The sequence below is a fragment of the Shimia sp. R9_2 genome (assembly GCF_017743735.1).
GTDB lineage: Bacteria > Pseudomonadota > Alphaproteobacteria > Rhodobacterales > Rhodobacteraceae > Shimia.
This window is the reverse complement of the sequence record NZ_JAGHRO010000006.1, coordinates 25,857-38,972: the sequence shown is the minus strand read 5'-3', so window position 1 is coordinate 38,972 and position 13,116 is coordinate 25,857. Positions and strand designations below refer to the sequence as shown.

The following is a 13,116-nucleotide window of genomic DNA, read 5'->3' as shown; positions in this document are numbered from 1 at the left end:
TCACCCTGTGCTTTTTTGATTGCGCCCGTGTGCCCTCGCCTACGCGATCAGAAACAATCACGCCCCCTCAAAACCATCGTTTCCAATGCAGACACCAGCGCCAGAGAAGCTGACTTCAATTTTAACCAATATGTCAGTTTCTAGCGGCCCCACACCCAACAGAAGTGCTTATTTTCAACCATTTAGCCAAATCTATACTTAAGTTAAGGTGGATTTCTGGAAAATTGTGGCTAAAGTTTGTCCTTGGGTGGGCGCTTCCTTGGAGGAGCATCTGAAGAACTAAGACTAAGGACGACACTGTGACTGATCCCTGCTGATAGGGACCTCTTTTTCAAAACAGCTCAGAATGACGGATTTGTCGGAACCGCATGGGACCGACCACAGTGATGTTTTGTGTTCGATGATGCCCTCCCCGGTGTGTTTTGGGGATGAAACAAATGGCGATTTATTCGCGGGACGATTTTGCGCAGGGGTTTGTGGTAACCCCAAACAGGCACGGGATCTACCGAGGCGGGTTTAAGCGGTTTTGTGACGTAATTTTTGTGCTGATTGTGGCGCTGCCGGTGAGCCTTGTCATCACACTGCTGGCGCTGTTGATCTCGCTGGATGGCAGCGCGCCGTTTTATCGGCAGGAACGCATCGGGAAAAACGGCAAGCGGTTTTACATGCTCAAACTCCGCTCGATGGTTCCCAATGCGGAGAGCGAGCTGGAAGAGCTTCTGAAACGCAACCCCAAGGCCCGCATGGAGTGGGAAGACAAGCAGAAGCTGACCGATGATCCCCGGATCACGCGGCTTGGCCGGATCATCCGCAAAACCTCGATGGATGAGCTGCCGCAGTTCTTTAACGTGCTGATGGGCGACATGTCCGTGGTTGGGCCGCGCCCGATGATGCCGGAGCAAGCCACACTTTATCCGGGTGCAGCTTACTACACCCTGCGCCCCGGGATCACCGGTTTCTGGCAGATTTCTGAGCGCAACGAATGCAGCTTTGCCGAGCGCGCCATCCACGACAGCCACTATGACCGCGCGCTGTCGCTGCGCACGGATCTGAAGATCATTCTGCGCACTGTGGCCGTGGTGACAGCCGCCACCGGCCGCTGATCTGCTTCGGCTGACAGCTCTGACGCTGCAGGTTAAGGTGGCGTCAGAGACCGGCGGCTTCGCGCATTGCCCGCAAAACCCGCAAAGCTGACGAGGAAGGCCCCCGCCTGATGCCCAATGTTCTTGCCACCCTGATGCTGATGCTTTGGCCGGTGGTGATTTGGCGGCTGTTTGTCAGCCTGCCGCCCGGGCGGGCATTGATCTGGTCGCTGCTTGGGGCCTATTTGCTGCTGCCCCCACCACCGGCCGAGTTTGACTTCCCTCTCATGCCCGCGCTGGACAAAACCAGCCTGCCCAATCTGGCAATCCTGATCGTGGTGGTCTTCGTGCTACCGCAGCGGCCAAAGCTGCTGCCCGAAAGTGTGCTCGCGCGCTGGCTTCTGGCGATTTTTGTGCTGAGTCCGGTGGCAACGGTGCTGAGCAATGGCGAGCCGCTGATTTTCACCGAGATGTTCATTCGCGGATTGTACCTGCAGGATGCGGTGGCGCAGCCGATCAACAATTTCATTCTGGTGATCGGCTTTCTGCTGGCGCGGGCGCTCTTGCAGACTCGCGCGGATCAACGAGATTTGCTGATCGCGCTGATGATTGGCGGGTTGGCGTATTCGCTGCCCATTTTGCTGGAGGTCCGGCTCAGCCCGCAGCTCAACAATTGGGTTTACGGCTATTATCAGCACCTCTTTTCGCAAACCATTCGCGGCGGTGGATATCGCCCGATGGTGTTCCTCTACCATGGGATTTGGCTGGCGTATTTTGTCCTGACAGCGTTGCTCGCAGCACTTGCTTTGTGGCGAGCGGATAGCGGGCAGATGCGGGCGAAATTCTTGCTTGCGACGCTCTACCTGGCAGCTGTGCTGGTGTTGTGCAAAACGCTGGCAACGCTGGTTTATGCTGCGGCGGCGGGCTGTGTCATCCTATTCATGGGACGGCGTGCGCAGGTGCGCGTGGCCGCCTTGTTGGCAGCGTTGATGTTGTTTTATCCGGCGCTGAAGCTTGCCAATCTGGTGCCGAGTGACGCGATTGTAGCACAGGCCGAAGCGGTCAGTGCGGAGCGGGCCCATTCGCTGAATTTCCGGATTGTGAACGAAGACATTCTGTTTGAGCGCGCCATGGAGAAGCCGCTATTTGGATGGGGCATTTGGGGGCGCAATCATTTGCGCGACAGCACCACGGGCGCGATCACCACGGTGTCTGACGGCTATTGGATCATCGTGATTGGGGTCTGGGGCTGGGTCGGCTATCTAGCGCAATTTGGCCTGATGGCGCTGCCGATCTGGCTGATTTTCAGAGAGCTACGCCACGCCCATGTGCAGGAGCAGGACCGGCTGCGCTCAGAGAGATCTTATAAGCTGCTAGATGCGCCTTCAGCACGCGACACATCGGAGGACGGGTTGTCCCCCTATATCGGGCCGCTTGCGGTAATGCTGGGCTTTAACATGATCGATATGCTCCCCAACGCCACGCTGACCCCGACGACTTGGCTGATTGCCGGGACACTGTTTGGTCATGCGGAACGCATGGCACGCGCGCGTTTGCACGGCGCGCAGACATCGGATGCGCCACAAGGCACAAACGCGGATCAGGCGCAAAAAGAACGTCCGCGCACCATTCTTTAGGGCCGTATCAGTGGCGCGTTTGCGCCTTGCCTTGCGCTGGCACCTCATAGCCGGGTTTCATTTTAAGCAGCCGCGCGGGCACACCGCCGACCACCGCACCAGCGGGGACATTTGTCGTGACCACCGCATTGGCACCAATTTCCGCATCACGCCCCACGAACAGAGGGCCGATCAGTTTGGCGCCCGCCCCCACATCCACATGCCCCTCCAGCACCACAGTACCTGCAAGGGTGACTTGATGCATGAGCTGGCAGTTCGGGCCAATTCTGGCGCTGGAATGCACAATGATGCCTGTGGGATGCGGCAGGCGCAGGCCGCCTTCGATGGCCATATTGAGATGGATTTCGGATTGGGTGATCAGCGACCAGAAGCGATGCACAAGAACCCAGTATTTGGAGACCAATCCGCCCCAGACGCCCCCTTTGGCACGTGCGGCCTGATAGCGGCGGATCGCGCGCAGAAGTTTAGGCGCAGGGTCCCAGAAACGGGAGATCTGCTCCCGGCTCCAATCCGGTGTGGTTGCGGAAACCTGCGTAGGGTCTTGCAAATCTGGCTCTCCAAAGGGCGCAAAACACATCCATGCGCATTTCAAAGCGTTGTCGCAAAACCTCTTTAATAAAGCAACGTTACTATGGCGTCAGGCGAAGCTTGCCCCCCACTGCACAGAGGTGTTCTCTGTGCGCCAAGACCCATCTGACGCAAGGAACACCGCGCGCATGCAACGTGCCCTAAACAAAGACATTTCGGATCAGCCGGAAGAGAAAACGAACGAGGCCGATACCCCGCGCGCAGAGGCGTTGGGCGGGCCGTTTCACCGCAGAGAGATCGACGGCCTGCGTGCCATCGCAGTACTCGCTGTGGTGTTTTTTCATTTCGGCGTGCCCGGTTTTGGGGGCGGTTTTGTCGGTGTCGACATTTTCTTTGTCATCTCGGGGTTTCTGATCGGCGGCCTTCTGTGGCGCGAGCATCAGGAAACCGGGCGGCTGGCGCTTGGGCAGTTTTATATGCGGCGCATCCGGCGGCTGGCACCGGCCTATTTCGTGATGGCTTTTGCAGTGCTTGCGATTGGTGCGCTGATCCTTTTGCCCTCCGATTTCCGCGAAACCGCAAAAGGCGTGGTGGCCGCGACGGTCTATCTATCCAATGTCATGTTTTATCGGCAGGCCGGATATTTTGATGGGGCTGCAGAAGAAAAGATTATGCTGCACACATGGTCACTCTCGGTTGAAGAGCAATTCTATGTGTTTCTGCCGCTACTGTTCCTGATTTTCGCCCGCAGCGCACGTGGGCTTTGGATCGCCTTGGCAAGCTGTTTTGTGTTGTCGCTGCTGGGCAATCTGATCATGACCCCGCGCGCCCATCCTGCGGCGTTTTATCTGTTTCCGTTCCGCGCCTGGGAACTGCTGGCGGGCGTGGGCCTTGCGGTTTTGCGCCATGAGCGCCCCGACCTGATGCGCGAACATCAGGCCATCAGCTGGGTTGGCCTTTTGCTTTTGGGTGTCTCCATTCTGTTTGTGCAGGCGGGCAGCGGGTTTCCCGGATGGCAGGTGATCGCGCCGGTGCTGGGCACGGTGATGTTGATTGCCAACGGGCAGGAGGACAATTGGGTCAACCGCGTGCTGTCAATGCGCGTGCCTGTGTTGATCGGCCTGATCTCGTACTCGCTCTATTTGTGGCACTGGCCCGTTTACACGCTGACAACCTATCTGCAGGGCAGCTACGCCGGGCCCGCCGAGACCGCGCTCTGGATTTCGATTTCCTTCGTTTTGGCAACGCTGTCGTGGCGCTTTGTGGAACAGCCGGTGCGCAAGGCAACACAGCTGGCCAGCTGGTCTCTGCTCAGCGCATTGGTGGCCGCCTCGGCTCTCGCCGTGAGCTTCTCATGGGTGATCTACCGCACCGATGGATTGCCGCAACGCTTTGATACACAATCCCAGATGCACATTGCCGCGACGGGCGACTTCCTTCAGGACTTCTCCCGCTGTTACGTGCCAAAAGACGGCCCGTTTGAAGGTCTGGAGGTGTGTCCGATCGGACCTGAGAGCGCACATCACAACCTGATCGTTTGGGGTGACAGCCACGTGCGGGCTTATTTTGAGGGGCTGGATCAGGCGGCCCATGAGACCAAACGCAGCGGGCTGGTGATTTGGCGCGCGGGTTGTGCGCCGCTGTTTGACGTCACCAAACAGGAAAGCGCGGCCACCCGCGCCCAAGACGCGGCCTGCGCAGCGGCAAACCGTCAGATCAGAGCAGCGCTGCAGCAGATGCCCGATCTGCGCGATGTGCTGCTGATCGGACGCTGGGCCTATTACGCCACGGGTGAAGGCAGCGGCAACGACATTCACAACACCATCCGTTTGCGCAGTGAGGCCCTGGGCCCGATGACCCAAGACAGATTGCTGGCCAAAGCGCTGGCCGCCACAACGGAAGAGATCGCGCAGCTCGATCGAGATGTTTATGTGCTGCGCCAACCGCCGGAGATCGCCTACTACAAGGCACCCGATATTGCCCGGGCTTTGGTGCATGGGCGGCTGACGGCGCAACTTGCGCGCCGGATCGGGCAGATCAGCGTGACAAATGCAGAGCGCCGTGCTGCGGGGGCCAATGAGGCGCTCAGTCGGAGTGGCGCGCAAATTCTCGACACATGGGATTGGTTTTGCGATCCATTCCTCTGTGATGCGGTGCAGGGAGGCGTGGGACAGTATTTTGACAACAACCATGTCACCAACGCGGCGGCGCGCCGGATGCGCGCGGTGTTTTACCCTGTCATGACGTGGCATCCGGGATGACCACCACCGCCCCGATTTCTCTAACCGAAGCGACCGCGCGCACTTGGGACGTGATCGTGATTGGCACGGGCATGGGAGGCGGCACCATTGGCAGGCGGCTGGCGGAGCGCGGGCTGTCGGTCTTGTTTGTGGAACGCGGGCCAATTGGGGTGCGCGCGGAGGAGCATGACCTCAACCCCGACATTTGGGATCGGGAAGCGCGGCTGGTGCGCGGCTATTGGCCGGAGCCGCTGGAAGCCACGGTGAACGGCCTTTCAACCACATTCAACGCGCCTCTTGGGGCAGGCGTCGGCGGCAGTTCAGTGTTTTATGCCGCAGCGTTGGAACGCCCGGCGCCGCATGATCTGGATCACAGCGCTGAGACGCCACACCCCACTGGCGGTTGGCCCGTGTCCTATGCGGAGATGGCGCCTTATTTTGATGCGGCAGAAGCGATGTATCATGTCTGCGGCACGGATGATCCTTTGGGGCAGCCGTCTCAAATCCCAGATGGCGCGCCCATGTCCGCAGCGGATCAGGCGCTTTTTGACTCCATGACGTCGGCGGGGCTGCATCCCTACAAAGGCCACTTGGCGCTCAAGGATAGTGTCCGCGGAGCTGATTACCTGGGCCGCAAATGCCCTCACGACTACAAGATGGACGGCCGTTCAGCCGGGGTGGAACCGGCATTGGGAACCGGCAAGGCCGCCTTGATTGATCTTTGTGAGGTCACCGAGATTCTGCATCAAGGTGACGGGGTCACGGCACTGCGCCTGCGCAAAGCTGGCGAAGAGGCCGAGTTGAGCGCGCGGGGATACGTGCTCTCAGCAGGCGCGCTGCATTCGCCGCGTGTGCTCATGACGTCGGGTGACCTGGGCAACCAAAGCGGCATGGTCGGGCGTAATTTGATGTTTCATCTCAATGAGATGTTCCTGCTGTGGCCCAAGCGCGGCGCAAAGAGCAATGGCGCGAGCAAAGCCTTGGCTTTTCGCGATCTCTATCACAAAAGCGGGGAGCGGTTTGGCATGGTGCAGGCCATGGGCGTTGAGGCGCGGTATGGGGAGATCCTGCATTATCTGAACATGGCGTTTGAACGCAGCCCGCTGCGGCATCTGCGCGCTGTGAAGCCGTTACTGCGCCTGCCAACGGCACTCGCGACAAAGCTCTTTGGCAGCGCCAAGCTCTTTGTCGGGATTTTGGAGGATCTGCCGAAGGTTGAAAATCGCGTGGTGTTTGACCCCAAAGACCCGCACCGTCTGGCGATTTCTTACACAATGGCGCCTGAGCTGCTCGCCCGCCGCACAGCCTTTCGCAAGGTGCTTCGCCAAAGCCTGAAAGGCCTTCGGATGATGTTTGTCGGCGCTGGTCCCGAGCTGAACTTTGGCCACCCCTGTGGCACGTTGCGGTTTGGCGATGATCCGCAAACCTCGGTGCTGGATCGCAATTGCGCGGTGCATGGGGTGCCCAACCTCTGGGTGGTGGATGCGAGTTTCATGCCCACGTCGATGGGGGTAAACCCGAGCCTGACCATCGCCGCCAATGCCCTGAGAGTGGGGGATGTGATCGCCGACAGTTTTGAAGCGGAGGACAGACCGGATGGCTGAGCAGAACGCTGGGCGGATCGCCGTGGTGACGGGGGCCGGGTCGGGGCTTGGGCGTGCGTTGGCTATTGCGCTGACAGCCAAAGGCATCACCGTTGCCGGTTTGGGACGGCGCGCTGAAAAGCTTGAAGAAACGGCCGTGCTTGCCGGTGCACAGTTCCTCCCCATCGTTGCGGATGTTGCGGATCCTGACGCGGTGCGCACCGCCTTTGGCACCGTGCGGCAGCATGGGGCGGTTTCGATCCTGATCAACAACGCAGCGGTCTATCCGCACCGCGATATTCTCGATGAAACGCCTGAAAGCTTTATGCACACAATGGCGGTCAATCTGGGGGGCGTGGTGAATGGCACGTCTGAGGCGCTCAAGGACATGACGGCGCTTGGACATGGCCGCATTCTGAATGTCGGCAGCTTTGCCGATTTGCACCCCCTGCCCTGCAGCGCGGCCTATAGTGTTTCAAAAGGGGCGGTGCGCAGCTTTTCGCGGGCATTGATCGCAGATTTGGGAGATCGTTTGCCAAAGATTGTGATCAACACCTGGATGCCCGGCATTCTGCGCACCGATATGGGACTGGAAGACGGCATTGACCCAACGTTGGCGGCAGAGTGGGGCGTAGCCCTGGCATTGTGGAATGATCCCAGCCTGAACGGCGCGGTGTTTGATCGGGATAGAGAGGTTTTGCCGCCACGTGGCCTAAAGGGGCGTGTGAAGGACTTGATCCGCATGCAACGGCGACAGCCCCGGCGGATCGTGCTTTAGGCCCTCCGCTGCCTCAGCGCGCCGATCAGCAGGTTGGGCAAAATGGCGAAACAACGCAGATATCGTCCAGCCAAACGTGACGGGTTGCTCACCGCGCGCCACAGCCATTCCAGAGCCAGTTTCCGCACCCAAAGGGGGGCGCGGTGCTGTGTTGCTGCCCAGAAATCCAACCCTGCCCCGATACTGGCAAACCCCATTTGCGGCACAATCTGCCGACCGCGCGCGGCAAGGCGTTCCTGTTTTGGTGCCCCCAAAGCCAGAAAGGTCATACGCGCACCCGCATCGGCCGCCTGCTGCAGAAGCGCTTCGGCCGCTTCACTGTCAGGATCAAATCCCATCGGCGGCGCCAGCGTGGCGACAATCTCAACATCACGCACTTGATCTTTCAACGCGACTGCCGCGACCTGAAGGGCGGCCTCCGTGCTGCCGATCAGCGCGACCGGCACCTGCGCTTGCGCCGCCCATTGCATCAGAGGAAGCACCAGATCAGCCCCCGGCAGAAGCGCCACTGGCTTGGCTGCGAGACGCGACAGCCAGACGATGGGATTGCCATCTGCAACAACAAAATCCTGCGCCAGATAGGCCTCACAAAAGGCCACATCTTTGCGTAGCTTGACCAGATGATCGAGATTGATCGTCGCCAAGGCAAACCCATCCCCCGTTGCAAACCGCGCCTGCACCGCAGATTGCAGCGCTGTCATGGTGGCGATATTGACCGAGACCGGCTTTGTGATCGTGGAAAACTGCAAGAAACCGCCGCTGCCTTAAGGGTTTTGCAGAACTTATCACCAAGTATTTTTACCTGTCACAAGCGGGCGTCTGAATTTGCGGCAAGTGGTTCTATTGGGCCACATCTCGCGGCGAAGCCATCCCCGCCATGGTGGCAACGGGCCGCGCGCAGCCTATAGTTTATTGTACTTACTTTCTAAAGGGTTCGCTCTATGACCGCCGGCAAGACACGTAGCGTTTCCATTATCGGATGCGGCTTTGTGGCCGACCTTTATATGCGTTCTTTTGCGGCGCATCCCGATGTCGCGGTGACCCAAGTTTATGACCATGATCCTGAGCGGCTCCAGAATTTTGCGACCCATTGGAACCTGCACAAAGCCGACAGTTTGGAGCGGTTTTTGGCGAACCTGCCGAAAGGCTCCTTGGTTCTCAACCTGACCAACCCATCAGCGCATTATGAAATCAGCCGCACCTGCCTCAGCGCCGGTCATCATGTGTATTCCGAAAAGCCGTTGGCGATGGAAATGGACGAGGCGATTGCCCTGCATGATCTGGCATCGGAAAAGGGGCTAATGTTGGCCTCGGCCCCCTGCTCTGTGCTTGGGGAGGCAGCCCAGACCCTTGCCAAAGCCATCCGTGACGATTTGGCAGGATCTGTGCGGCTGATTTACGCGGAGCTTGATGACGGCTTTGTCCCGCAGGCGCCTTATGGCGGCTGGCAAAGCGACAGCGGCGCGCCCTGGCCCGCGAAGGATGAATTTGTGGTGGGCTGCACGCTTGAGCATGCAGGCTATTACCTCACCTGGTTGATTGGCATGTTTGGCACTGTGCGCCGTGTTGTGGCGGCATCTGCGGAATGCGTGCCTTACAAAGGGGTTCACCGCACACCGGATTTCTCCACCGCCACGCTCTTTTTTGAGAACGGCATCACCGCAAGGCTGACCTGTTCGATTGTCGGCAGCCATGATCATCGCATCCGGGTCTTTGGCGACAAAGGCGTGCTGCAGGTCAAACAGGCCTGGGACAACGAAGCGGCGGTGCGGTTTCACAAGCGGTTCACCCTGCGGCGGCGGCTGATGGAACATCCAATCGGCAAGCGCCAGCGCCTGTCTGGTGCCACCCATCCAAAAGTCGCACGATGGGGCGCTGCCGCCATGAACTTTGCGCTGGGGCCGGTGGAAATGCTGGACGCGCTGCGCGAAGAGCGCCCTTGCCGGTTAAGCGCGGATTTCGCGCTGCATCTGAACGAGGTGACTCTCGCCATTCAGAACGCCGGAGCGGACAGCGGCTCTCAAGAAATGTCGACACGGTGCGACCCTATTCCTGCAATGCCTTGGGCGGTTTGACGATGACAGATTTGGCCATCACCGGTGCAGCCGGTTTTATTGGACGCCACTGCGTGGCGGAAGCGCGCAGACAGAACATCCCTGTGCGCGTCTTTGTCCGCCGCCTTGAAAGTGTGCCGGCGGATTGGAAAACGGACAGCGGCATCACGGTTGTGGCTTTGGATCTGGCGCAATCCAGCGACGCACTGGCCGATGCACTCAAAGGTGTTCAAACCCTCATTCACTGCGCCGCCACGCTATCGGGCGATCAGATCCGCGACACGCTGACCGTCAGTCGACGCGTGATTGACGCAGTGGTGGCCGCAGACGTGCCACATGTAGTGTTGGCCGGATCGTTTGATGTGTATGACGTGCGCCAACTTGCGGATCATGCCACTCTGACCGAAGCCTGCCCTACGGGTGCCGCGGGGCGCACGGATTATGCCAATGCGAAACACGCGCAGGAGACCATGTTTGACGACGGGGCGGCGCTTTTTGGTTTTGCGCTGAGCACACTGCGGCTCGGGGCGGTATGGGGGCCAGAGCATCTGTTCAATGCACATGTTGGCCCTGCGGTGAGCAGCCTTTTGATGATGATTGACGGCGGTGGGACGCTGCCATTGTGTCGTATGGAACTGGCAGCCACCATGCTGGTGCGCGCGGCGCAAACCCCAACTGGCGTGGGCATCGTAAATGTGGTTGACGATGATCTGCCGGACCGACGCCGCTTTGTGACCGCCTTTCGCGCTTGTGGCTGGCCCAAGGCCACTATGCGCATTCCGCTTGGGGTTTGGCGGCTGTTCGCCTCTGCCACACCTGATATTGGCGCGATGCCGGGTCTGCTGCGCACCCCAATTTTGGAGACTCGTCACCGCCCGCTGACATATGACAATACTCGTATGCACAAGATCTTAGGGCCAATTGAAATGGTGTCCTTTGAAACCGCGATGCAAGCAGAAATAAATCGCCAGCAGCAGGCCGAAGCACCGTGACCCAGCAAGACGCCCCCATCGCCTATCTGACCGGAGAGTATCCGCGCGCGACCGACACCTTTATTCAACGCGAGGTGGCCGCCTTGCGCGCTCAAGGTCAGCGGGTGGAGACATGTTCGGTACGCCGCACAGGTGCAGAACATCTGGTGGGTGAGGAACAGAAGGCCGAAGCCAAGGCCACCTTTTACATTCTGGCGGCGGCCAAATCCCCACTGCCGCTGCTCTCAGCGGTGTTTGGGGCCCTGCTGCGCAACCCGCTTCGGTTCCTGCGCGCGTTGGTATTGGCGGTCAAAACTGCGCCGCCCGGCCTGCGCAATCTGCTCTATCAACTGTTCTATTTTGTAGAAGCCGCCGTTTTGGCCGCACATCTTCGCAACAAGGGCGTGCGGCATCTGCACAACCACATTGCAAAATCATCCTGCAGCGTGGCGATGCTGACCTCCGAACTGTCCGGCATCCCCTATAGTTTCACGCTGCATGGGCCCGATATTTTCTTTGCTCCGGACCATTGGCGGCTCGATGAAAAGATCGCGCGCGCAGGCTTTGTGGCCTGCATCAGTCATTTTTGCCGCTCACAAGCGATGGCGTTCAGCGATCCCAAGCACTGGAGCAAACTGCACATCATCCACTGCGGCGTGGAGCCCGCGCGCTATGATGGGGCGGAGGCGCCGATGGGCACCAAGCTGCTGTTTGTGGGACGACTTGCCCCCGTCAAAGGGTTGCCGATCCTGCTGCGGGCGATGGAACAGCTGGTGCAAAAAGAACCGGATGTGCATCTGACCGTGATCGGAGACGGGCCGGGCCGCAAAGCACTGCAATCTCAGACCGACGCGGCCGGGCTTTCAGATCATGTCTCCTTTGTTGGATACAAATCCCAGTCAGAGGTGGCGGAGGCGCTTTCTGCGGCGGATATGCTGGTGCTGCCGAGCTTTGCGGAAGGCGTGCCCGTGGTGCTGATGGAGGCAATGGCCGCGCGCAGACCTGTGGTGGCCACCCAGATTGCCGGCATTCCCGAACTGGTGACCGAAGGCGTCTCTGGCCTGTTGGTGCCACCGGGAGATCCGGATGCGCTGGCGCAGGCCATTGCCAAGCTGCTGGCCAACCCTACGCGCGCCACGGCAATGGGGATCGCAGGGCGCGCCAAGGTAGAGGCGGCCTTTGATATTGCTAAAGAAGCCGCACGGTTGCGGGCTCTGCTGCAGGAGCGCGCGCGATGAGAGCCACCACGGCCATTGTGATTGGGCGCAATGAGGGCGAGCGGTTGGTCGCCTGCCTGGCCTCTCTCGTCGCGCAGGACGTCGAGATTGTCTATGTGGACAGCGGCAGCTCTGACAGCTCCGTGGAGGCGGCGCGAACAGCCGGCGCTCTGGTCATCGAACTGGATGACAGCCTGCCTTTCACGGCCGCGCGGGCAAGGCAGGCCGGATTTGACGCTTTGGCAGAAACCGACGATCTGCCGGAGTTCGTGCAGTTTGTGGACGGAGACTGCATTGTGGCCGAGGGCTGGATCGCGGCCGGAGAAGCGGCGCTGCAAGCAGATCCCAAACTTGGTCTGGTGACCGGCTGGCGCGCGGAGCTCTATCCGGAGCGCAGTGTCTACAACGCGCTATGCGATTTTGAATGGCATCGGCCAGCAGGGGACATAACCGTTTGTGGCGGAGATATGCTGGTGCGCAGTGAGGCCTTTGTAGCGGCCGGTGGATTTGATGCGACGGTGATTGCAGGAGAAGATGAAGAGTTTTGCCTTCGGGTCGGCAAAGCGGGTTGGACACTCCGCCGCCTGCCCGAAGAGATGACCCGCCATGACGCCGCAATGCTGGAATTTTCGCAATGGTGGCAGCGCGCCGTGCGCGGTGGCCATGCCTATGCGCAGGTGGGGTGGATGCATCCGCCCTATGCGTTGCGAGAACAAGCCCGTGCGGTTGTCTATGGCGCGCTTTTCCCCGCACTCGCAACCTGGGGCCTGCTGAGCAATCGCTGGGCCTTTGTGACCGTGCTCATGATCTATACGGCAAGCTACATCCGCACAAAGAACGGTCTTGTCACGGCGGGCCTGCCTTATTGGGAGGCCTGGCGTCATGCGCGGCTGATCACCCTCTCGAAGGTGCCCAATATTCTTGGCATGGGGATGTTTCACTGGCGCCGCCTTATGGGGCGCAGCATGCGGATCATCGAATATAAATGAGGCCGCCAGCGCTCAAGCTGCGTTGGCGGCCTTAACA

The 13,116-nt window shown here is 59.7% G+C and carries 11 protein-coding genes; 9 read left to right on the top strand and 2 right to left on the bottom strand.

Going from position 1 to position 13,116, the window contains the following annotated elements; all coding sequences use genetic code 11:
• Window positions 1-437 precede the first annotated feature (437 nt).
• Both J7400_RS14625 and J7400_RS14620 read left to right on the top strand, forming a co-directional pair.
• Complete coding sequence (locus J7400_RS14625; RefSeq protein WP_209064600.1) at window positions 438-1,103, top strand: sugar transferase; 666 nt, start codon at window positions 438-440, stop codon at window positions 1,101-1,103.
• 110 nt (window positions 1,104-1,213) lie between these two features.
• Complete coding sequence (locus J7400_RS14620) at window positions 1,214-2,719, top strand: hypothetical protein (RefSeq protein WP_209064598.1); 1,506 nt, start codon at window positions 1,214-1,216, stop codon at window positions 2,717-2,719.
• Window positions 2,720-2,726: 7 nt separating this feature from the next.
• Here the strand turns inward: J7400_RS14620 and J7400_RS14615 are convergent, their stop codons facing one another.
• Window positions 2,727-3,266, bottom strand: coding sequence for a serine acetyltransferase (locus tag J7400_RS14615; protein WP_247738823.1), 540 nt, complete (start codon window positions 3,264-3,266; stop codon window positions 2,727-2,729).
• Window positions 3,267-3,435: 169 nt separating this feature from the next.
• On the opposite strand from J7400_RS14615, the gene J7400_RS14610 reads away from it, so the two are divergent.
• The 3 genes from J7400_RS14610 to J7400_RS14600 are packed head-to-tail and all read left to right on the top strand — an operon-like array spanning window position 3,436 to window position 7,848.
• Window positions 3,436-5,508 carry an acyltransferase family protein gene (locus J7400_RS14610; RefSeq protein ID WP_209064594.1) on the top strand — a complete coding sequence of 691 codons (2,073 nt, stop codon included), beginning with the start codon at window positions 3,436-3,438 and terminating at the stop codon, window positions 5,506-5,508.
• Entirely contained in the window at window positions 5,505-7,091 is a 1,587-nt protein-coding gene (locus J7400_RS14605) for a GMC family oxidoreductase (protein ID WP_209064592.1), read from the top strand. Before J7400_RS14610 ends, J7400_RS14605 begins: the two co-directional genes overlap by 4 nt.
• Window positions 7,084-7,848, top strand: a complete 765-nt coding sequence (locus J7400_RS14600) for an SDR family oxidoreductase (protein ID WP_209064590.1) — start codon at window positions 7,084-7,086, stop codon at window positions 7,846-7,848. Before J7400_RS14605 ends, J7400_RS14600 begins: the two co-directional genes overlap by 8 nt.
• Here the strand turns inward: J7400_RS14600 and J7400_RS14595 are convergent.
• Entirely contained in the window at window positions 7,845-8,597 is a 753-nt protein-coding gene (locus tag J7400_RS14595) for a WecB/TagA/CpsF family glycosyltransferase (RefSeq protein WP_247738822.1), read from the bottom strand. The genes J7400_RS14600 and J7400_RS14595 overlap by 4 nt on opposite strands.
• 192 nt (window positions 8,598-8,789) lie before the next feature.
• On the opposite strand from J7400_RS14595, the gene J7400_RS14590 reads away from it, so the two are divergent.
• The 4 genes from J7400_RS14590 to J7400_RS14575 are packed head-to-tail and all read left to right on the top strand — an operon-like array spanning window position 8,790 to window position 13,079.
• Entirely contained in the window at window positions 8,790-9,923 is a 1,134-nt protein-coding gene (locus J7400_RS14590) for a Gfo/Idh/MocA family oxidoreductase (RefSeq protein ID WP_209064588.1), read from the top strand.
• A 2-nt stretch (window positions 9,924-9,925) separates the two neighbouring features.
• Window positions 9,926-10,894, top strand: a complete 969-nt coding sequence (locus tag J7400_RS14585; RefSeq protein ID WP_209064585.1) for an NAD(P)-dependent oxidoreductase — start codon at window positions 9,926-9,928, stop codon at window positions 10,892-10,894.
• Window positions 10,891-12,111: a glycosyltransferase family 4 protein gene (locus J7400_RS14580; protein ID WP_209064583.1), complete on the top strand. Its 1,221-nt coding sequence runs from the start codon at window positions 10,891-10,893 to the stop codon at window positions 12,109-12,111. The genes J7400_RS14585 and J7400_RS14580 overlap by 4 nt, the downstream gene beginning before the upstream one ends.
• Window positions 12,108-13,079, top strand: coding sequence for a glycosyltransferase (locus tag J7400_RS14575; protein WP_209064581.1), 972 nt, complete (start codon window positions 12,108-12,110; stop codon window positions 13,077-13,079). The genes J7400_RS14580 and J7400_RS14575 overlap by 4 nt, the downstream gene beginning before the upstream one ends.
• The last annotated feature ends 37 nt before the right edge of the window (window positions 13,080-13,116 follow it).